17 protein-coding genes and 1 pseudogene are annotated in these 19,838 nt (G+C 68.7%); 11 read left to right on the top strand and 7 right to left on the bottom strand.

What is annotated here, in order from left to right; all coding sequences use genetic code 11:
• Positions 1-16: 16 nt before the first annotated feature.
• Positions 17-1,423 carry an amidase gene (locus GSI01S_RS12620; protein WP_006896957.1) on the top strand — a complete coding sequence of 469 codons (1,407 nt, stop codon included), beginning with the start codon at positions 17-19 and terminating at the stop codon, positions 1,421-1,423.
• Positions 1,424-1,542: 119 nt separating this feature from the next.
• Here GSI01S_RS12620 and GSI01S_RS12615 read toward each other — a convergent pair whose 3' ends face one another.
• The 6 genes from GSI01S_RS12615 to GSI01S_RS12590 all read right to left on the bottom strand — a co-directional run bounded on the left by GSI01S_RS12615 (position 1,543) and on the right by GSI01S_RS12590 (position 7,900).
• Positions 1,543-3,171, bottom strand: coding sequence for a monocarboxylic acid transporter (locus GSI01S_RS12615; RefSeq protein ID WP_006896956.1), 1,629 nt, complete (start codon positions 3,169-3,171; stop codon positions 1,543-1,545).
• Positions 3,168-3,545: a DUF485 domain-containing protein gene (locus GSI01S_RS12610; protein ID WP_006896955.1), complete on the bottom strand. Its 378-nt coding sequence runs from the start codon at positions 3,543-3,545 to the stop codon at positions 3,168-3,170. The genes GSI01S_RS12615 and GSI01S_RS12610 overlap by 4 nt, the downstream gene beginning before the upstream one ends.
• Positions 3,546-3,693: 148 nt before the next feature.
• A complete protein-coding gene (locus tag GSI01S_RS12605; RefSeq protein ID WP_006896954.1) occupies positions 3,694-5,442 on the bottom strand; it encodes a sodium/solute symporter in 1,749 nt (582 codons plus the stop codon).
• Complete coding sequence (locus GSI01S_RS12600) at positions 5,439-5,783, bottom strand: hypothetical protein (RefSeq protein ID WP_169317719.1); 345 nt, start codon at positions 5,781-5,783, stop codon at positions 5,439-5,441. The genes GSI01S_RS12605 and GSI01S_RS12600 overlap by 4 nt, the downstream gene beginning before the upstream one ends.
• A 78-nt stretch (positions 5,784-5,861) precedes the next feature.
• On the bottom strand, positions 5,862-6,650 hold the full coding sequence (locus GSI01S_RS12595; RefSeq protein ID WP_006896952.1) for a LytR/AlgR family response regulator transcription factor: 789 nt from the start codon (positions 6,648-6,650) through the stop codon (positions 5,862-5,864).
• Positions 6,650-7,900 carry a sensor histidine kinase gene (locus GSI01S_RS12590; protein ID WP_006896951.1) on the bottom strand — a complete coding sequence of 417 codons (1,251 nt, stop codon included), beginning with the start codon at positions 7,898-7,900 and terminating at the stop codon, positions 6,650-6,652. The genes GSI01S_RS12595 and GSI01S_RS12590 overlap by 1 nt, the downstream gene beginning before the upstream one ends.
• A gap of 184 nt (positions 7,901-8,084) precedes the next feature.
• Here GSI01S_RS12590 and phoA point away from each other — a divergent pair, with 184 nt between their 5' ends.
• Positions 8,085-9,557 carry an alkaline phosphatase gene (gene phoA, locus GSI01S_RS12585; RefSeq protein WP_006896950.1) on the top strand — a complete coding sequence of 491 codons (1,473 nt, stop codon included), beginning with the start codon at positions 8,085-8,087 and terminating at the stop codon, positions 9,555-9,557.
• A 238-nt stretch (positions 9,558-9,795) separates the two neighbouring features.
• Positions 9,796-11,418, top strand: coding sequence for a chaperonin GroEL (gene groL, locus GSI01S_RS12580; RefSeq protein ID WP_006896949.1), 1,623 nt, complete (start codon positions 9,796-9,798; stop codon positions 11,416-11,418).
• Between the two features lie 82 nt (positions 11,419-11,500).
• Here groL and GSI01S_RS12575 read toward each other — a convergent pair whose 3' ends face one another.
• Positions 11,501-12,826 carry an amidohydrolase gene (locus tag GSI01S_RS12575; protein ID WP_231650281.1) on the bottom strand — a complete coding sequence of 442 codons (1,326 nt, stop codon included), beginning with the start codon at positions 12,824-12,826 and terminating at the stop codon, positions 11,501-11,503.
• Positions 12,827-12,869: 43 nt separating this feature from the next.
• Here GSI01S_RS12575 and GSI01S_RS12570 point away from each other — a divergent pair, with 43 nt between their 5' ends.
• The 8 genes and pseudogenes from GSI01S_RS12570 (at position 12,870) to GSI01S_RS12535 (ending at position 19,699) form a co-directional block, all read left to right on the top strand.
• Positions 12,870-13,700 (top strand): tyrosine-protein phosphatase, encoded by an 831-nt coding sequence (locus GSI01S_RS12570; RefSeq protein WP_006896947.1) that lies wholly within the window; start codon positions 12,870-12,872, stop codon positions 13,698-13,700.
• Between the two features lie 4 nt (positions 13,701-13,704).
• Positions 13,705-14,307, top strand: a complete 603-nt coding sequence (locus GSI01S_RS12565) for a TetR/AcrR family transcriptional regulator (protein WP_051999659.1) — start codon at positions 13,705-13,707, stop codon at positions 14,305-14,307.
• A gap of 61 nt (positions 14,308-14,368) precedes the next feature.
• The gene (locus GSI01S_RS12560) at positions 14,369-14,803 is read left to right on the top strand and encodes an SRPBCC family protein (protein ID WP_006896945.1); all 435 of its coding nucleotides are present in this window, start codon (positions 14,369-14,371) and stop codon (positions 14,801-14,803) included.
• A 266-nt stretch (positions 14,804-15,069) separates the two neighbouring features.
• Positions 15,070-15,573: a DUF6764 family protein gene (locus GSI01S_RS12555; protein ID WP_231650280.1), complete on the top strand. Its 504-nt coding sequence runs from the start codon at positions 15,070-15,072 to the stop codon at positions 15,571-15,573.
• A 216-nt stretch (positions 15,574-15,789) separates the two neighbouring features.
• Positions 15,790-16,853 (top strand): annotated as a pseudogene (gene nicT, locus GSI01S_RS12550) (Nickel transporter NicT).
• The gene (locus GSI01S_RS12545; protein WP_006896941.1) at positions 16,846-17,811 is read left to right on the top strand and encodes an urea transporter; all 966 of its coding nucleotides are present in this window, start codon (positions 16,846-16,848) and stop codon (positions 17,809-17,811) included. The pseudogene nicT and the gene GSI01S_RS12545 overlap by 8 nt, the downstream one beginning before the upstream one ends.
• A 61-nt stretch (positions 17,812-17,872) precedes the next feature.
• Positions 17,873-18,823 carry a polyphosphate kinase 2 gene (gene ppk2 / locus GSI01S_RS12540; RefSeq protein WP_039867673.1) on the top strand — a complete coding sequence of 317 codons (951 nt, stop codon included), beginning with the start codon at positions 17,873-17,875 and terminating at the stop codon, positions 18,821-18,823.
• Between the two features lie 54 nt (positions 18,824-18,877).
• Positions 18,878-19,699, top strand: coding sequence for a hypothetical protein (locus GSI01S_RS12535; RefSeq protein ID WP_006896939.1), 822 nt, complete (start codon positions 18,878-18,880; stop codon positions 19,697-19,699).
• The last annotated feature ends 139 nt before the right edge of the window (positions 19,700-19,838 follow it).

Below are 19,838 nucleotides of genomic sequence, written 5' to 3'. Positions count from 1 at the left end.
GGCTAGCGTGATCGGCATGAAACACGTTCACTCATTCGCCGACGACTGCCTCGGTGACCTCGACGCGGTCGGGCTGGCCGCGTCCATCGCCTCCGGAGCGATCTCGGCCGCCGAGGCGGCGCGTGCCGCGCTCGCCCGGATCGACGCGGTGGAGCCGCGACTGTCGGCGGTGGCCGTCGACGATCGGGAACGCGCGTTGGCGCGGGCGGAGGCCGACGACTTCACCGGCGTGTTCGCCGGTGTGCCCTCGCTGATCAAGAACAACACCGATTTCGCAGGGATCCCGACGCTCCACGGTTCGGCGGCGGTGGCGAACGTCCCCGCGCGCGCGGACGAGGCCGTGACGCGTGAGCTCGTCGGCACGGGGCTGAACATCCTCGGTGCATCGACGATGCCGGCCTTCGGTCTCACCGCGACCACCGAGTTCGCCGACCGGCCGCCGACCCGCAATCCGTGGGACACCGACTACTCCTGCGGTGCGTCGTCGGGCGGTGCCGCGGCGCTGGTCGCGGCGGGGGCGGTGCCGATCGCGCACGCCAACGACGGCGGCGGCTCCATCCGCATCCCCGCGGCGGCGTGTGGGCTGGTCGGTCTCAAACCCACGCGGGGGCGGGTGGCGCAGGCCAAGCAGATGCACGGCCTGCCGATCGACCTGGTGAGCAACGGCGTCGTCACGCGGTCGGTTCGCGACACCGCGCACTACTACGCGGATCTGGAACGGCAGCGGGAGGTCGCCTCGCTGCCGCCGATCGGCCTGGTCGAAGGTCCGGGCCGGGCGCGGCTCCGCGTCGCACTGATCAACACGCCTCTGACCGGCCGGCTCCTGGACGACGACACCGATCGCGAGCTGGCGGCGACCGTCGAACTGCTCGAATCGCTCGGGCACCGCGTGGAATCGGTTCCGATGCCCGTCGACCGCTCGTACATCGCCCAGTTCACCGACTACTGGGCGCTGCTGGCGTTCGGCATCGATCGCATGGGCGGCAGGTCGGTGGGCAAGGGATTCGACCGCTCGCGACTGGACCCGTTCACCAAGGGGTTGTCGGCGGCCTTCCTCAAGCACTTCTACCGCCTGCCGGCGTCGGTGATGGGGCTCAAGCGGGCGACGGCGAGATTCCGCAGCGCGTTCGAGGGGTACGACGTCATCCTCTCGCCGACGCTCGCGCACGCCGTGCCGGAGATCGGCTACCTGGCGCCGGACGGCGACTTCGACGAGATCTTCGCCCGGCTCGTCGACTACGTCGCCTTCACCCCCGCGAACAACAGCAGCGGCACCCCGGCCATCACGCTGCCGCTCGGCCGGAGTGCGAACGGTCTGCCGCTCGGGATGCACTTCTCGGCCGACCTCGGAGGCGAGCGCACACTGCTCGAACTCGCCTTCGAACTCGAGGCCGCCCGGCCGTTCGCCCGCATCCAGGACTGATCCACCGGGCGTCTCCGCCCATGTCTCCGCCCACGCCGAACGCGGCCCACGCCGAACGCGGCCCACGCCGAACGCACTGTGCCCCGCCCTTGCGGACGGGGCACAGTGCGTATCGGGGGTCAGTGAGCGAGTGCGCCTTCGGCGCCCACTCCGGTGAGCGAACGGACCTCCATCTCGGCGTTGCGGCCGGGCCGGCCGCGGTCGGGCGACGTCAGCGTCCCGACGATGCCGAGCACGAAGGCCAGCGGGATCGACACGATGCCGGGATTCGACAGCGGGAACCAGGCGAAGTCGGCTCCGGGGATCATCGCCTTGGCGCCGCCGGAGACGGCGGGGGAGAAGACGATCAGGACGATGCACGAGATCAGGCCGCCGTACATGCTCCACAGTGCGCCGCGGGTGTTGAACCGCTTCCAGTAGAGCGAGTACACGATGGTCGGCAGGTTCGCCGACGCCGCGACCGCGAACGCCAGCGCGACGAGGAAGGCGATGTTCTGACCGTTGGCGAGGATGCCGAGGATGATGCTGACCACGCCGAGCACCACGATGCAGCGACGCGAGACTCGCACCTGATCGTCCTCGGATGCCTTGCCGCGCTTGATGACCGACGCGTAGATGTCATGGGCGAACGATGCCGAGGCGGTGATCGCGAGCCCGGCCACCACGGCCAGGATGGTCGCGAACGCGACGGCGGAGATCACACCCAGCAGCACCGTTCCGCCGAGTTCGAGGGCCAGCAGCGGAGCGGCGGCGTTCTCCTTGCCCGCGGCGGACAGGATCCGGTCCGGGCCCACGAGCGCGGCGGCGCCGTAGCCGAGGATCAACGTGAACAGGTAGAAGGCGCCGATGAGGGAGATCGCCCAGACCACCGAGCGGCGGGCCTCCTTGGCGGTCGGAACGGTGTAGAAGCGCATCAGCACGTGCGGCAGACCGGCGGTGCCGAGAACGAGGGCCAGGCCCAGCGACAGGAAGTTGACCTTCGACATCGTCGATCCGCCGTACTGGGCACCGGGCGCGAGGACGTCGCGCGAGGCGACGGCCTTGTCCGCCGAATCGCCCATGGCGTTCTGCGCCTGACCGAGGATCTCCGAGACGTTGAAACCGAACTTGCCCAAGACCAGGAAAGTCATCACCGCGGCACCCGCGATCAACAGGACCGCCTTGATGATCTGCACCCAGGTGGTGCCCTTCATGCCGCCGATCAGCACGTAGGCGATCATCAGCACGCCGACGACGGCGATGACGATGGACTGTCCGGTGCGGTCGTGGATGTCCAGGAGCAGTGCGACCAGGCCGCCGGCTCCCGCCATCTGCGCGAGCAGATAGAACAGCGACACCACCAGGGTCGAGAGTGCGGCGGCCATGCGGACCGGCCGCTCTTTGAGCCGGAAGCTCAGCACGTCGGCCATCGTGAACCGGCCGGTGTTGCGCAGCAGTTCGGCCACCAGCAGCAGCGCGACGAGCCAGGCCACCAGGAAGCCGATGGAGTACAGGAATCCGTCGTAGCCGTAGACGGCGATCGCGCCGGCGATGCCGAGGAAGCTGGCGGCCGAGAGGTAGTCGCCCGAGATGGCGATGCCGTTCTGCGGGCCGGAGAACCCGCCGCCGGCGGTGAAGAACTCGGAGGCCGAGGCGTTCTTCCGGTTGGCGCGGATGACGACGATCATGGTCACCGCGACGAATGCGACGAAGATCGAGATGTTGATGGCCGGGTTGCCGACGGTCTCGGCGGCGAGCACGTGGTTCATCGCTGCGCCTTTCCGGCCGTCGAGTAGGTGCCGTCCGCGAAGTTCTCGCGGATGGCCTCCGACTGCGGATCCAGATCGCGGTTGGCGAACCGGACGTACAGGAATGTGATGCCGAACGTGGTGACGAACTGCAGCAGTCCGAGGATGAGGCCCACGTTGATGTTGCCCCAGACCGGGGTGGCCATGAAGTCGTGCGCGAAGGCTCCGAGGATGACGTAGCCCGCGTACCAGAGGAGGAAGAAGGCGGTCATCGGGAAGACGAAGCGGCGCAGCGCGGTGCGCAACCTCTGGAACTCTGGGCTGGCCTGCGCGACGAGGAACTCGTCCTGGGAAGGACTGACGTCCTTCGGCGCGGCATGATCGGTGACGGTCACGATCACTCCTTTGCTGGTGTGCTGCGGGGATGTAGCTGCACAAAGCATGAGTGAGACGACAGTCACAGGGAATGTCGTCTGTGACCTGAGCGACGAGCCATGGCGGCCGTGCGGTGAACGGTCGCCGCCGCCCGATGAACGGTAGCGGTCAGTCCTGCGCCGACGGGGTCCGTTCCACCCCGAGCCCGAGCCGTTCGGGCACATGCATCCGAGCGAAGGCCGCGCCGGTGACCGCCGGGATCCGCGACCTGGTGGCCAGGCTGACGAGGACCATCGTGGCGAAGGTCAGGGGAACGGTGACCGCCGCGGGGAACCCGGCGATCACCGACAGCCAGCCGGCGCCCGCACCCTCGTCGATCGCCCCGGTCACCGCTACTCCGACCGCCAGCGCGGACGTGGTCGCGCCCACGCAGAGTCCGGCGATCGCACCGGCGGCGGTGAGTCCGCGCCACCAGATTCCCAGCACCAGCAGTGGGCACAGCGTGGACGCCGAGACCGCGAAGACCAGGCCCACCGACCGTGACAACTCCAGTGTCCCGGCGTTGAGGGCGATCACGATCGGCACCGCCCCGCCGAGCAGAGCGCAGATGCGGAAGCTGCGGACTCCCGGGGGCATCAGGTCGGTCGACATCACGCCGGCGATGCTGACCAGCAGTCCGGACGAGGTGGCGAGGAAGGCGGCCATGGCGCCGGCGGCCACGAGCGCCGACAGCCCGATCGCCCAGGCCCCGTGCAGCGCGGAGGCGGGCAGCAGCAGGACGGCGGCGTCGGCGGTGCCGGTCGCCAGGACCTGCGGGACCCACGCGCGGGCGAGTGCGCCGAGGACGGTCGGGAAGAGGTAGAAGACCGCCAGCGCCGCGATCACGTTCAACGCCGTCCGCCGTGCGGCACGGCCGTCGGGATTGGTGTAGAACCGCACGAGCACGTGCGGCAAGCCCATTGCGCCCAGGAAGGTCGCCACGATCAGCGAGAGCACCTGATAGAGCGGATGGCCCCCGCCCAGGCCGCCGCCCGATTCCATCCAGGCCGACCCGGTCTGCGGCGCGTTCGCCACCACCGGGGTCGCGGCGCCCTCGGCGAGGTCGATGACCGCGCCGCGATCGAGACGGTGCGTGCCCGCGCTCAACGGCTGGTCGACGACCGCGGCGCGGTCCACGTCGCCGGTCGCCCGAACGCCCGCCGGGTCGGTCACCGTCACCTCCACCGGGGTGTCGACCCGGACGGTGGTGTCCGCGGACACCCGCGGTGGCAGCGGATCGCCGAGGCGCTGCGGGCTGTTCAGAAACACCGCGGCCAGCACCAGCGCGGGGATCGCGACGGCGGTGAGCTTGAGCCAGTACTGGATCGCCTGCGCGAAGGTCACCGATCGCATGCCAGCGCCGACCACGTTCACGATCACCAGCAGTCCGGTCGCGGTGACCCCGACCCACGGCGGTACGTGCAGCAGGATGTTCAGGGTCAGCCCGGCGCCCTGCAACTGCGGCACCAGGTACAGCACGCAGATCACGATCACCACGACCATCGCGGCCTTGCGCGCCCGAGTCGAGGCCAGCCGGAACTCGGCGAAGTCGGGCACGGTGTACGCGCCCGACCGGCGCAGCGGAGCGGCGACGAAGAGCAGCAACGAGAGGTAGCCGGCGGTGAATCCGATGGGATACCAGAGCGCGTCGGCACCGTACTTGGCGACCAACCCGGCCACGCCGAGGAACGACGCCGCCGACAGGTACTCGCCGGCGATCGCCGCTGCGTTCCATCCCGCGCCGATGCTGCGCGAGGCGACCAGGAAGTCGGACGTCGACCGCGAGCCGCGTCCGCCGTAGGCGCCGACCGCGACGGTGCCGAGGGCCGCGAGGAGGACGGCGGCCACCGTCAGTGCCGCGACGTGCTCGGTGATCATCGCGTACCGCCGCCCGGGTCGTCGCCGCTGTCGGAGTCGGCGTCCACCAGCCGGACGAAGTCGCGTTCGGCCTGCTCGGCCAGCCGGATGTACAGGCGACCCGCCAGATACAGGAGCGGAAGGGGCAGCAGGCCGAGGATCAGCCAGTTTAGGCGCAGACCGAAGACCGTCGCGTCGGCGAACGGTTCGACGGTCGCGCCGATCAGCGGGATGGCGACGAAGATCGCGAGGACGGCCACGCCGAGCCGCAGCGCCAGCGCCAACTGGGCGCGGACCAGTCCGCGGACCAGATGCTCGCCGACGCCGGTCTGCTCGGCCACCTGCACTCGGGTGCGGACCATGCGCGCGCCTCGCCGCTCGGACAGGACGACGCGTTCGCGCTGTGGGGTCGGTTCACGGGCGGAGTCGGGCGCCACGGATCAGCCGTCCCGCCCGGAACGGAAGGTCCGCATCGGGTCACGGACCAATCGGTCCTTCAACTCGCGCACCTGCCTGCGGCTCACCGGCAGTTCCACCGCGGGCGAGGCGCCGTTGGCCCGGACCCGGACCATGGTCGACGCCCCGGTGGACCGCAGGCCGGTCACCATTGGCAGCGCCACCAGGTACGAACGGTGAACGCGTGCGAAACCTGCTCCTCCCCAGCGTGATTCGAGGGTCGAGAGAGTGACTCGGACGAGGTACGCGCCGGTGTCGGTGTGCAGTCGGGCGTAGTCGCCGACCGCCTCGATCCACGAGATGGAGTCGCGCTGTACCAGCGAGGTGATCCCGCCCGACTCCACCGGAATCACATCGTCGGCGGGTTCGTCCGGCTCCTCGGTCCGGACCGGACCCTCGCCGCCGGCGAGGGAGGCGAGGATGCGGCCCACCGCTTGATCGAGCCGTTCGGCTCGCAGGGGTTTGAGCAGATAGTCGACGGCACCGACGTCGAAGGCCTCGACCGCGCGGTCGTCATGCGCGGTGACGAAGACGATCGGCGGCGGCGCCGAGTAGTTGGCCAGGACCGCCGCCAGCTCCATGCCCGAGAGTCCCGGCATGGAGATGTCGAGGAACACCGCGTCGATCCGGCGCTCGGCGAGTTCGCGCAGCGCCTGGGTCGCGTCGGACGCCTTGTGCACCGCCGACACCGCGTCGTGACGGTTCAGCAGGTAGGTCAGTTCGTCGAGGGCCGGGATCTCGTCGTCCACGGCGAGCACGGTGAGGTCGGTCATCAGCTGCTCTCCTCCCGTCCGTCAAACCGTAGCGCGGCGGCCGGGCCTCCGGCGTGGATGCCCGCGGCGAACTTCGGGATGCGCATGCTGACCTTGGTTCCCGCTCCCACCGCCGTCTCGACGACCAGGCCGTAGTCGTTGCCGAACGCCGCGCGCAGCCGCTGGTCGACGTTCGTCAGTCCGACGTGTGCGCCGTCGGACTCCCGCGGTCCGGCCGGGTCGAGCGCGTCGATCGCACCCGTGCGCAGCAGTTCCGGATCCATGCCGACGCCGTCGTCCTCCACGCTCAGCAGACAGTCGGGTCCCGCGTTGCGCGCGACGATCGAGATGGTTCCGTCCCGGCGCCCGGCGAGGCCGTGCCGCACGGCGTTCTCCACCAGCGGCTGCAGTGCGAGAAAGGGCACGACGACGCCGAGGACCTCGGGTGCCACCTGAACCTTCACCGTCAGCCCGGGCCCGAAACGCGCTCGTTCGAGCGTGAGGTAGCGGTCGATGTTGCGGAGTTCGTCGGCCAGTACCGTGTACTCGCCCGCGGCGCGGAAGGAGTAGCGCGTGAAGTCGGCGAAGTCGAGAATCAGCTCGCGTGCGCGGTCGGGATCGGTGCGGACGAAGGATGCGATCGTGTTCAGTGCGTTGTAGATGAAATGCGGGCTGATCTGTGCGCGGAGGGCGAGGACCTCGGCGCGATCCAGTCGCGCGCGGGAGGCGTCGAGCTCGGCGAGCTGCAGTTGGCTGGCCGCATAGCGTGCGACCTCGGTGATGGCGCCGATACGGCCGGGGCCGGGCTCGGTCACCGATGCCACGACCAGTGCGCCGATGCCGATGCCGTCGGCCATCAGCGGCGCGGCCAGGAGACTGCGCAGGGGACCGACGCCGTCCGCGGGATCTCGCTGCACGCAGTGGCGGCCGTTCGCGAGCGTGTCGGCGGCCAGCGCGGCGGCCGCCGAGCGCATCGGCGGGGTCCACAGCTGTTCGTCGCCGTCGAAGGTCAGGAGCGATCCCTCGGCGTCGTAGAGCGCGAGTCCGTCGGCGCCGGTGAGCGCCCGCAACGGGCCGGCCGCCTCTGCCGCCGACTCGGCGGTGAGACCGCGGCGGAGCGGCCGGGCGGCCAGCGCCGCCGTGTGCAGGGTGTCGTGCACGGCGCGCTCGTGGGGTGTGCTCACCACTCGGCGCGTGCGCAGTGCGACGACGATCAGGACCGTCGCCAGCGCGACGCCGAGAACGGCGATCGCGATCAACTCACCCGACATGCGCAATCACGAATCGACGCTAGCAAGCGTGTCTCGCGGTCGACGCCGGATCGCCGGGCCGCAGGCGGATTCACCGGGCGTTCGCCTCCGGTACGCCGGATCGACTCGGGCGGGCACCCGCTCGTCGAATGGAGTTCGGTTCGAGGCCGACGGCCGTTCATATGCGGCTGTTGGCATACCTTTCATGGCTCAGAACCTGGAGAAGAAGAAGGCCCGCAGGGCGGGCGCACTCGCGGCAGCAGCTCTCGGACTCACCGGAGTGCTCGGCGCCTGCTCGGCCGGCGTCGACGGCGACAAGGCCGCAGACGTCGACATCTCGCGCGCGGCAACCGGCGACATCACGGTGCACGGCGGTGCCCGGCGGCTGGCGGAGGATCAGACGCAGGCGATCGCCGATTCGATTCAGAAGTCGGGAGCCAAGAACGTCATCCTGATCATCGGTGACGGCACCGCGAACCAGGAACTGACCCTGGCTCGCAACTACCAGTGGGGTGCGGCCGGCGCGATCCCCGGTATCGACGAGCTTCCGCTGAGCGGTGACTACACCACGTACTCGTTGAACAAGGACACCCACAAGCCCGACTACACGACCGACTCGGCGGCCTCCGGCACGGCGTGGTCGACGGGGACGAAGACGTACAACGGCGCTGTCGGCGTCGACGTGAACGGGGTGCCGCAACGCACGATCCTGGAGATCGCCCGCGCCAACGGCCTGCGCACCGGAGACGTCACGACCACCGAACTGCAGGATGCGACGCCGGCCGTGCAGGTGGCGCACGTGACTCAGCGCAAGTGCTACGGCCCGAAGGAGACCACCGAGAAGTGCCCGGAGAACGCGCTCGAGAACGGCGGCGCGGGATCGATCACCGAACAGCTCCTGGCGGCCCGCCCCGACGTCACGTTCGGCGGCGGGTGGGCCACCTTCGCGCAGACGGCCACGGCGGGCCGATACCAGGGCAAGACGCTCGAGGCGCAGGCCAAGGAGCGCGGCTATCAGATCGTCCGCTCGGCGGACGAGATGCACGATGTGACCGTAGCGGACCAGGACAAGCCGGTGCTCGGTGTCTTCGCCGACGGCAACCTGCCGCGCATCTGGGACAAGGCGACCGCCGTCAAGGACGGCATCGAGCAGCCGCCGGTCCGGTGCGCGCCCAATCCCGCGTTCACCTCGGCCACGCCCAAGCTCGGAGACATGACTCAGAAGGCGATCGACCTGTTGAAGAACGACAAGGGGTTCTTCCTGCAGGTGGAGTCCGGGTCGGTCGACAAGGCCAACCACGACGCCGATCCGTGCGGTCAGATCGGCGAGACGGTGCAGTTGTCGGATGCGGTGAGCAAGGCGCTCGACTTCGCGAAGAAGGACAAGAACACGCTGGTGATCGTCACCGGCGACCATGCGCACACCAGCCAGGTGGTGGAACCGCATCCGGAGCTGCCGATGCCCGGACTCACCCGGCTGCTGACCGGTCGCGACGGCGACCCGATCGCGGTCAACTACGGGACCTCGCTCGAGCCGGGGGAGGAGCAGCACACCGGCGGGCAGGTCCGGATCGCGGCGTACGGTCCGGGTGCGGCCAACGTCGTCGGCCTCAGCGATCAGACCGATCCGTTCTTCTACATCACCGACCAGCTGGGACTCGACCGCACCAAGAGGTAGCGGTCCGGGACGTGGTTGCTGACCTGCTTATACGCGCCGAAGCGGCGGCCGTCGAGCTCCGGGGCCAGACCTTGCACTCTCACTATGCGAGTGCTAAAACGGAGTCTGGCACTCACGGAGTGTGAGTGCCAGGTCGGAACGGTGAGATCGGTCCAACAGACACCCCGGTCGTCCGTCGCGGGCATCGAGTCCGGCCCAGAAGACTTAGTGTCACCCCCTACCGGAGGATCACTTACCAATGGCAAAGCAGATTGCTTTCGACGAAGAGGCCCGTCGCGGACTCGAGCGCGGCCTGAACAGCCTCGCCGACACCGTCAAGGTCACCCTTGGACCGAAGGGTCGCAACGTCGTCCTGGAGAAGAAGTGGGGCGCCCCCACCATCACCAACGACGGTGTCTCGATCGCCAAGGAGATCGAACTCGAGGACCCGTACGAGAAGATCGGCGCTGAGCTGGTCAAGGAAGTCGCGAAGAAGACGGACGACATCGCCGGCGACGGCACCACCACCGCCACCGTTCTGGCGCAGGCGCTGGTCCGCGAGGGTCTGCGCAACGTCGCGGCCGGCGCGAACCCGCTCGGCCTCAAGCGCGGCATCGAGAAGGCCGTCGCGGCCGTCACCGAGTCGCTGCTGAAGTCGGCCAAGGAGGTCGAGACCAAGGAGCAGATCGCTGCCACCGCGGGCATCTCCGCCGGCGACCAGTCGATCGGCGACCTGATCGCCGAGGCGATGGACAAGGTCGGCAACGAGGGTGTCATCACCGTCGAAGAGGCTCAGACCTTCGGTCTGCAGCTGGAGCTCACCGAGGGCATGCGCTTCGACAAGGGCTACATCTCGGGCTACTTCGTCACCGACGCCGACCGCCAGGAGGCCGTCCTCGAGGATCCGTACATCCTGCTCGTCTCGAGCAAGGTGTCGACCATCAAGGACCTCCTGCCGCTGCTGGAGAAGGTCATTCAGTCGGGTAAGCCGCTGGTGATCATCGCCGAGGACGTCGAGGGCGAGGCTCTCTCGACCCTGATCGTCAACAAGCTCAAGGGCACCTTCAAGTCCGTCGCCGTCAAGGCCCCGGGCTTCGGTGACCGCCGCAAGGCCATGCTGGCCGACATCGCCATCCTCACCGGTGGCGAGGTCATCAGCGAAGAGGTCGGCCTGTCGCTGGAGAGCGCCGGCCTGGAGCTGCTGGGCACCGCCCGCAAGGTCGTCGTCACCAAGGACGAGACCACCATCGTCGACGGTGCCGGCGATGCCGACGCCATCTCGGGCCGCGTCGCACAGATCCGCGGCGAGATCGAGAACAGCGACAGCGACTACGACCGTGAGAAGCTGCAGGAGCGTCTGGCCAAGCTGGCCGGCGGTGTCGCAGTCATCAAGGCCGGCGCTGCCACCGAGGTGGAGCTCAAGGAGCGCAAGCACCGCATCGAGGACGCCGTCCGCAACGCGAAGGCTGCCGTCGAAGAGGGCATCGTCGCCGGCGGCGGCGTGGCCCTGCTGCAGTCGGAGCCGGCCATCGACGGTCTCGCTCTCGAGGGCGACGAGGCCACCGGCGCCAACATCGTGAAGGTCGCTCTGGAGGCTCCGGCCAAGCAGATCGCCGTCAACGCAGGCCTCGAGCCGGGCGTCGTCGCGGACAAGGTCCGCAACTCGCCGCTCGGCACCGGCCTGAACGCGTCGACCAACACCTACGAGGACCTGCTCGCCGCGGGCATCAACGACCCTGTCAAGGTCACCCGCTCGGCGCTGCAGAACGCGGCTTCGATCGCCGGTCTGTTCCTCACCACCGAGGCCGTCGTCGCCGACAAGCCCGAGAAGGCCGCTCCGGCCATGCCGGGTGCCGACGAGATGGGCGGCATGGGCTTCTGATCTGATTCAGAACCCCCCTGCGATTCCACGCAGAACGAAGGCCGGTCACCCGAAGGGGTGGCCGGCCTTCGGCGTCGCGGGGTCAGCTCCGGTTCAACAGGCCGAGCATCGAGTAGGCGGCGACCTTGGCGCCGAAGGGGATGGCCGACAGGTCCACCAGGTAGTTCGGGTTGTGCGGAGCGAACGGGAACGGCTCGCCCTGCGCCTGAGCCGCCGCGAAGGTCTCATGGTTCGCGATGCCGACCAGGAGGTAGTTGAACGGCATCTCCGGGTACGGGCCCTTCAGCAGCTGGACGTCCTCCGAACCGGTGGCTCGCGGCATGTCGGTGACGATCTGCTGGTCGCCGAGGACCGCCGCGAGCGTTCGGGCCATGCGTTCGGACAACTCGAGGTCGTTCACCAGCGGACTCGACCCGCCCTTCAGGGTGATCTCCGGCAGCTTGTCCTCGGGCATCCCGTACGTCCTGGCGATCCCGTCGGCGACCGACTCGACCGCTGACAGCATGATCTCCCGGACCGCGGGGTCGTACCAGCGCAGATTCGCCTTGAGCAGGGCCTGTGTGGGGATCACGTTGTTATCGGAGCCGGCGTGGACGGCGCCGACGGTGAGCACGGCGGTCTGCTGCGGATCGATCATCCGCGACACGATGGTCTGGAACTCCACGATGGCCATCGCGGCCATCAGCACCGGGTCCTTCGCCTTCTGCGGCATGGAGCCGTGGCCTCCGACACCGTGGAAGAGGATGTCGAGCTGATCGGTGCCCGCGAGCCGCGGCCCCGGAGACGAGACGACCACCCCCACCGGGGCGGGCGCGGTGTGCATGCCGATGAACACGTCCGGTTTGGGGATGAAGTTGTACAGACCGTCGTCCACCATCGCCTTGGCTCCGGTGATCGGCTCCTCTGCGGGTTGACCGATCAGGACCAGGGTCCCGGACCAGCGGTTCTTGAGTTCGATCAGTGCGTGCGCCATCCCCAGCATCCAGGTGACGTGCGCGTCGTGGCCGCAGACGTGGGCCACCGGCACCTCGGTGCCGTCCTCGCGCGTGACCCGCTTCTCACTCGCGTACTCGACGCCCGTCTCCTCCTGCACCGCCAGTGCGTCCATGTCGGCGCGGTACATCACCACCGGACCGTCGCCGTTGCGGTAGATGGCGGCCACCCCCGTGGTACCGATCCCGGTCGTGATGTCGAAGCCGAGGTTCTGCAGGGCCAGCTCGATGATGCGGGCGGTCCGGACTTCGGCGAATCCGAGTTCGGGATTGCGGTGAATGTCCTTGAACGTCTCCACCAGCCGGTCGGTGTCGGCGTCGATGATCCGGTCCACATCGGCGACGAGGTCTGCGGGGAGGGAATCGGTCAGCGGCTCGCCGTCGTGGGCGTCTGGGAGAGTGCTCACATCCGCCATGTTAGACAGCGTGCCGAGCCTCGGCTGAGCATAATGAGACTTCATGACCGACCAGCAGACCCGGGTCCCCGGCGCCCCCAGTCCGTTCCCCGTGCTCCCCAATCTGCGTGATCTCGGCGGATGGGTCGGAGTCGACGGGCGGCCGGTCCGCCACGGAATGCTGTTCCGGTCCACCGATTTCCGGTCCATCGTTCACGACTCGTCGGCGGTCGCCGAGATCGCCGCGACTCTCGGCCTCCGCACCGTCTACGATCTGCGGTCGGCCGGCGAGACCGAAGCGATGCCGGACCCGGTGTGGGCCGACGTCGCCGAAGTGCACCTGGACGTCCTGGCCGATGCGCAGACCGCCGTACCCGCCAACCTGGCGACCGTCCTGACCGATCCGGCGGGTGTCGCCGAGATCAATCGGGTGCTCGAGAGCGGCGGCGCCATCTCGACGATGGCGGGCACGTATCGCCAGATGATCACTCTCGACAGCGCGAAGACCGGTTACCGCCGCTTCTACGAGGGGCTCCTCGGCGAGGACCGATCGCCGGCCTTGTTCCACTGCACCACCGGCAAGGACCGCACCGGCTGGGCCTCGGCGTCCTTCCTGTCGCTGATGGGCGTCGCCCGCGACGACGTCTTCAGCGACTATCTGCTCACCAACGACCGTCTGGTTCCGGCCCTGGCTCCGGTGTTCGAGAAGTTCACGGCTGCGGGCGGCGACGCGGATGCGCTGAGGCAGGTCCTGGGTGTGCGGCCGGAGTATCTCGAGGCGGCGTTCGACGAGGTGGATCGGGTTCACGGCGGCATGGAGGCGTATTTCGCCGAGGCTCTCGGAATCGACTCCGCCGCGCAGTCCGAACTGCGAGAGCGGTTCCTCGAGGCCTGAGGCTGTGAGATCGCCGGAGCCGGACTCGCCGCGGGCCGCGATGGTTCGGTGCGCGGCCGACCTCATCGCCCGCCACGGAGTCGCGGGTACCTCGATCGGCGACGTACTGGCAGCTGCCGACGCCGCCCGCGGATCGGTCTACTACCACTTTCCGGGCGGTCGCGCTCAGCTGATGGCCGAGGCCGTCTACTTCGCGGGCGAGGTACTCGGGGCGGAGCTGAATCGCGCCCGTAGGCGGCCGCTTCCCGACGCGGTGGCCGCCGTCGCCGGCATCTGGCGCCGGAGGCTGATCGAAACCGACTTCGAGGTCGGCTGCCCGGTGGCGGCGGGTGCGCAGGCACGCGAGCGCGACCCCGAGGCGGCCGAGGCCGGCGAAGAGGTCTTTCTGCAGTGGACGCATCTGCTGGCGGCCCGGTTCCGTGAGGAGGGCTTCGACGACCGGCGCGCGGACGAACTCGCCGATGCGGTCCTGTCGGGCATCGAAGGCGCGGTGGTTCTGTGCCGAGCGCGGCGCAGCGTCGAGCCGCTCGACCGCGTCGTGCTCACGCTGAACGAGCTGGTTCGACGCCCCGTTCCCGAAACCGTGACCGATGCGGAACCGCGCTGAGGAGAGTGAAGATTCCGGCGGCGGCCGGGTCCATCGTCACCGGCTGGGGTAGGTTCTGTCCATGGCTGTCTCTGCATCAACAGAATTCGACCTCAAGGCCCCGCTCGCGCTGGTGATGGAGGTGCTGCTCGACGTCGAGTCCCTGCCGGAGTGGTCGGGCCCGCACAAGTCGGCGAAGATCCTCACCGAGGACGCCGACGGGCGGCCCGCTCGCGTGGAGGTCTCGGTGAGTGCGGTCGGCATGACCGACAACCAGACCCTCGACTACTCCTGGACCGACAACACCTGCACCTGGGATCTGGTCGAGAGCGATCAGCTCAGCGAGCAGCACGGCGTCTACACGCTCACCGAGAACGGCGATACGACGCACGTGAAGTTCGACCTCACCGTCGACCTGAAGATCAAGCTCCCCGGACTCATCGTCAAGCGAGCCCAGAAGATGGCGGTCGACACCGCCAAGAAGGGACTCACCGAGGAGGTCAAGCGCCGCAGCTGAGCGCGACTCGGACTCGAGACGCTCACAGTAGACGCGAACTTCGACGACAGAACCCCCGTCCCGGACGGGGGTTCTGTCGTCTCGCGTCGCGCCTGCGGGTGGGGCGACCACGGCCCGATGCCACGGCAGGAATCAGTCCGGTCACGATCGGCTGTGAGGAACCTGGAATCGCGAAACTCGCGAGTAGGGTGGCGGCTGCATCGTGCGCCGGTGAGCGGCCGCACAGTCGCGTCTTGTTGAGAGGGACAGTCATGCGAATCGGGTCGTTGTTCTTTCGTGTCGTGTTCGGGATCGCCGCCGTCGCCGCGGCGTTCGGACTGACGTCGTTGCTGGGCGGTGGTCACGCCGCGGCGTCGACCAACTGCACCGCGAACGACAACCAGCGCGTCGAGCGCGCCAACGGCCAGAGTCATTGCATCGCGAACGCCGGTCCGGGCAGCCGCGCCTCGGCGCAGGACACCACAAACAACGGTGCGGCGCTCGCCGTCGCGACGACCGGAGGGACGGCGACGGCGCAGAACAACGGCGTCAATTCGTCGGCGCTCGCGAGCGGCATCCACCGGGGCAACGGTTACGCGTACACGATGGGCCCGTACTCCACGTCGGTGGCGCAGGGCCGCAGCGGCGGTACCACGGTCGCGGTGTCCGGAGCGGCGGGCGGAGCGTTCGCCACCGGCGACGGCGTCGCGTGCCTGGGCAGCATGGCCGCCACCTACGACACGACCACCGGTCGGGGCTGCTTCCGGTGGGGCGAATTGTACGTGCACTGAGACGAAGTCGGCCGATCCGGCTTATGCTTCGCGAATGACGGTAGTGCGGATCGGTTCCTTCACTCTCCCTTCCTCTCTGCTCAGGCCCGCGCGGGCGGATGATCCGTCGGCGGCGCGGCCGTGACCGCCTCGACGGACTCCCGGCCGGGACCGGTGCGCCGTCTGCAGGCCCTCTGGGGCGGACTGTCGGCGCGCGACCGCCTGTCACTCGGCGGTATGACCGCGGTGGTGGTGCTCCTGCACGTGGTGGGCATCGGTATGCTCGTGGGTCTGGCGGCGCCCGAGCACTTCCAACTCGGGGGTGCCCACACCGAGTTCACCGTCGGCGTGGGCATGCTGGCGTACACCTTCGGCCTCCGGCACGCCTTCGACGCCGATCACATCGCCGCGGTCGACAACGCCACCCGGAAACTGCTGGCGGACGACGCCGATCGCCGGGCCGACGGACTGCCCGCCCGGCCGAAGCCCCTCTCGGTCGGGTTCTGGTTCTCGCTGGGCACTCGACCATCGTCTTCGGGCTGACGGTCCTGCTGGCGGTGGGCGTTCGGGCACTCGCCGGGCAGATCGAGGACGATTCGTCGACCCTGCATTCGATCACCGGTGTGATCGGGGCGTCGGTGTCGGGAGTGTTCCTGTGGATCCTCGGGGCGGCCAACCTCGTGGTGCTCATCGGCATCGTCAGAGTGTTTCGCGAGATGCGGCGCGGTGAGTTCGACGAGGAGGCACTGGAGGAACAGCTCAACAAGCGCGGCTTCATGAACCGGCTGCTCGGCGGGCTGGCGAAGTCGGTGCGCAAGCCGTGGCACATCTATCCCGTCGGCGTGCTGTTCGGTCTCGGCTTCGACACCGCCACCGAGGTGGGCCTGCTGGTGCTCGCGGGCGGTGCGGCGGCGTTCTACCTGCCGTTCTACGCGATCCTCGTGCTGCCGATCCTGTTCGCCGCCGGGATGTGCCTGATGGACACCGCTGACGGGGTGTTCATGAACGCGGCATACGGCTGGGCCTTCGCACGGCCGGTGCGGAAGGTCTACTACAACATCACGATCACCTCGATCTCCGTGGCGGCGGCTCTCGGGATCGGCACGGTGGAATTGGCCGGGGTGCTCGCCGACGAGACTCACGTCGAGTCCGGGCCGCTGGCGTGGGTCGCCGGAATCGACTTGGACTACGCGGGATTCGTGATCGTCGGGGTGTTCGTCGCCGCATGGGCCGCGGCACTGGCGATCTGGCATTTCGGCGATATCGAGAACCGCTGGAAGCAGGAGGTCCGCAGTGAGTGACGTCGAGACGCGGACGGACGCTCCGGCCGAACCTTTCGGGTCGCCGCGCGACGCGGCGGCCACCGCACTCAACGGGATCGGTCAGATCTACTTCCAGCCGAACGTGTGGTGCGGTCTGCTGATCCTGGCGGGATTCGCGGTCGCGGACTGGGGAATGGCGCTGCTGGGCGTCATCGGGCTGGCGGCTTCGACCGCCGCGGGGGTCGCCCTGCGCGACCGCTTCCCCGGGTCGCCCGACGGTTCGGCGCTGCGCGCCGGAATGCACGGCTTCTGCGGGATTCTCGTGGGTGCGGCGGCCTTCACCATGCTCGGAGCGGGCTGGGCCGGTGTGATCGCCACGGTGGTCGGCGGATTGCTGTGCGGTCCGATCACCGTCGCCTTCGTCGCGCTGTTCGCCGCCCGCGGATTCGCGCAGTTCGCGCTGCCCGCGACGACGGCGCCGTTCTGCCTGGTGGCCGAGGCCGTCCACTACGCCACCGAGCCGCTGCAGGAGCCCGCGGGCGCGCTGGCGGAGATCGACGGCAACCGCTTCGAGGTCGCCGTGCACGCGATCCTCAGCGGGATCTCGCAGGTGGTTCTGATCGACGATCCGATCTCCGGTCTGCTGATCCTCGTCGGCCTGACCGTCGCGGGCTGGCGGGTGGGTCTGGCGGCGCTCCTGGGCAGCGCGCTGGCCGCCGGTTTCGCCGTCGCGATCGGATCCTCGCCGCTGCGCGACTATCACGGACTCGACGGCTACTCGTCGGTGCTGGTCGCGATCGCGATGGCGTGCGTGTTCCTCTCTGGACGGTGGATGCCGTGGGTGATGGCGGTGATCGGAGCACTGCTGGCGGTCTTGCTCGAGCGGCTCATGCTCGGAACCCAGGTGCCGCTCTTCACGTGGCCGTACGTCCTGATCACCTGGATCCTGCTGGTGATCGTCCGCTTCGTGCCGGGTGTGCACCGCGCGCCGGGCTGACCCCGACACGCTGCTGGTGCCGGAGCCGCCGAACCGGGCTAATCTGACGGACGTGGATGGAATCACCGGCGACAGCAACCCCGTTCAGCACGTGGGACCCGACCTCAGCCTGGTCTCCGGGCGCGAGGCTCTGCAGCACCTCGTGGACCTGCGGAACACCGCCGGGTTCGCCGTCGTCGACGATGACGACGACGATCCCATCCTGCTGACGCTCCCGACCCGGAACGTGGTGGACACCTGGCGCGAGGACTACCCGTACGACGAGCGGATGAGCCGCCGCGAGTACGAGGTCACCAAACGCCGTCTGCAGATCGAACTGCTGAAGCTGCAGAAGTGGACCAAGCAGACCGGGCAGCGGCATCTGCTCGTTTTCGAGGGGCGCGACGCGGCGGGCAAGGGCGGCACCATCAAGCGGTTCAACGAGCACCTCAATCCCCGCGGTGCCAGGACCGTCGCCCTGGAGAAGCCCACCGAGCGCGAAGCCACCGAGTGGTATTTCCAGCGGTACGTCCAGCATCTGCCCGCAGCCGGAGAGATGGTCTTCTTCGACCGCTCCTGGTACAACCGGGCCGGCGTGGAGCGGGTGATGAACTTCTGCACCGACGCGCAGTACGCGCAGTTCATGCAGCAGGCGCCCGCGTTCGAGAAGATGCTGGTCGACGATGGCATCCACCTGGTGAAGTTCTGGTTCTCGGTGACGCCGCTGGAACAGCGGACCCGGTTCGCGATCCGGCAGATCGACCCGGTGCGCCAGTGGAAGCTCTCGCCGATGGATCTGGCGTCGCTCGATCGCTGGGACTCGTACACCGAGGCCAAGGAGCAGATGTTCGCCGACACCGACACCGATTTCGCGCCATGGACCGTCGTGAAGAGCAACGACAAGAAGCGGGCCCGCATCAACGCCATGCGGTACGTGCTGAGTCTGCACGAGTACGACGGCAAGGACGAGGCGCTGGTGGGAGTCCCCGATCCGGCGATCGTGGGCCGCGCGCGCGATGTGATCGGTGAATGACCCCGGCCTCGTCGGCTTGGCAGTCCGCCGCGATCACCCGGTAGCCTCGGCACCGTGCGAAGCGTAGTTTCCGGCCTGTTCACCGTGGTCGCGATGATCTGCATGATCGTCGCGGTGCCGAGCATGTGGCTGTCACAGAGAGTCGTGTCGTCGGACGGGTTCACCTCTTCGGCGGCGGAAGCCGCGCACAGTTCCGAAGTGCAGGACTACTTCGCCCAGAAGGTCGCGGCGTCGGTGGAGGAGAACACCGGATCCAAGGTCGCGAGCGACCTGGTACTGCCCGCCGCGAAGAACTACGCGCGCAGCGACGGCTTCGTCGAGGACTTCTCCGAGGTCGCGAGGCAGCAGCACAGTTGGCTCTTCACTGCTCCGGCACCGGACGCCGACCTGCACATTATGGAACTCGACATCAGTCCGATGATCAATCGGGTGATCGCGTCGGCCCCCATCCCGGTGCCCGTGTCCATCGGTCATCCGGTGATCGTGACGATCGATCAGAGCCAGATCACGGCGGGGTCGCTCGAAGACAGCGGAAAGATCATCGACGTCGTGTCGTGGGTGACGGTGATCGGCGCCGTGATCGCGGCGGTCATCGCACTGCTCGTGGCCAACCGCCGCAGCACCGTCCTCGCGTGGCTCGGCGTCGGTGCGGTCCTGGCGGGCGTGGCCGGCTGGGGGCTGGCGGCATTCACCAAGCACATCGTGAGCGAGCGGCTGGCCGACACCGAGCAGGCCGCGCGCTCCACCATCGAGGTGGTGGTCGGGGTGATCGCCGATCACCTCACGACGGTGTCGTTGTTCGTCGGGGTCGCCGGCGCGGTGGTGGCGGTCGTGGGCGTCATCGCGCGCGTCGCGGCGGGACGACGCTACGCGTAGCGGTACCGGGGTCGGTCCGGCGGTTTCGACTCGCTCCGCTCGCTCAACCAGCGGAAAGGCGAGCCCGTGTCAGTCGAGTCGAGCCAGCCGCATCCCTTCCATGGGGTTGAGCGGGTCGTGTTTTGTTATTTCAGGCTTG

Origin of the sequence: Gordonia sihwensis NBRC 108236, from assembly GCF_000333035.1 — a bacterium.
GTDB classification, from domain to species: Bacteria; Actinomycetota; Actinomycetes; order Mycobacteriales; family Mycobacteriaceae; genus Gordonia; species Gordonia sihwensis.
The sequence above is the reverse complement of the archived record's forward strand: the minus strand, read 5'-3'. Positions and strand labels throughout refer to the sequence as shown.

What these genes read in the sequence shown, in the direction of transcription:
- GSI01S_RS12560 (WP_006896945.1), top strand. Translation starts at nt 14,369, where the DNA reads ATGGCTGTCTCTGCATCAACAGAATTCGACCTCAAGGCCCCGCTCGCG.
- GSI01S_RS12570 (WP_006896947.1), top strand. Translation starts at nt 12,870, where the DNA reads ATGACCGACCAGCAGACCCGGGTCCCCGGCGCCCCCAGTCCGTTCCCC.
- groL (WP_006896949.1), top strand. Translation starts at nt 9,796, where the DNA reads ATGGCAAAGCAGATTGCTTTCGACGAAGAGGCCCGTCGCGGACTCGAG.
- GSI01S_RS12575 (WP_231650281.1), bottom strand. Translation starts at nt 12,826, where the DNA reads ATGGCGGATGTGAGCACTCTCCCAGACGCCCACGACGGCGAGCCGCTG.
- GSI01S_RS12620 (WP_006896957.1), top strand. Translation starts at nt 17, where the DNA reads ATGAAACACGTTCACTCATTCGCCGACGACTGCCTCGGTGACCTCGAC.
- GSI01S_RS12590 (WP_006896951.1), bottom strand. Translation starts at nt 7,900, where the DNA reads ATGTCGGGTGAGTTGATCGCGATCGCCGTTCTCGGCGTCGCGCTGGCG.
- GSI01S_RS12605 (WP_006896954.1), bottom strand. Translation starts at nt 5,442, where the DNA reads ATGATCACCGAGCACGTCGCGGCACTGACGGTGGCCGCCGTCCTCCTC.
- GSI01S_RS12600 (WP_169317719.1), bottom strand. Translation starts at nt 5,783, where the DNA reads ATGGTCCGCACCCGAGTGCAGGTGGCCGAGCAGACCGGCGTCGGCGAG.
- GSI01S_RS12615 (WP_006896956.1), bottom strand. Translation starts at nt 3,171, where the DNA reads ATGAACCACGTGCTCGCCGCCGAGACCGTCGGCAACCCGGCCATCAAC.
- GSI01S_RS12595 (WP_006896952.1), bottom strand. Translation starts at nt 6,650, where the DNA reads ATGACCGACCTCACCGTGCTCGCCGTGGACGACGAGATCCCGGCCCTC.
- phoA (WP_006896950.1), top strand. Translation starts at nt 8,085, where the DNA reads ATGGCTCAGAACCTGGAGAAGAAGAAGGCCCGCAGGGCGGGCGCACTC.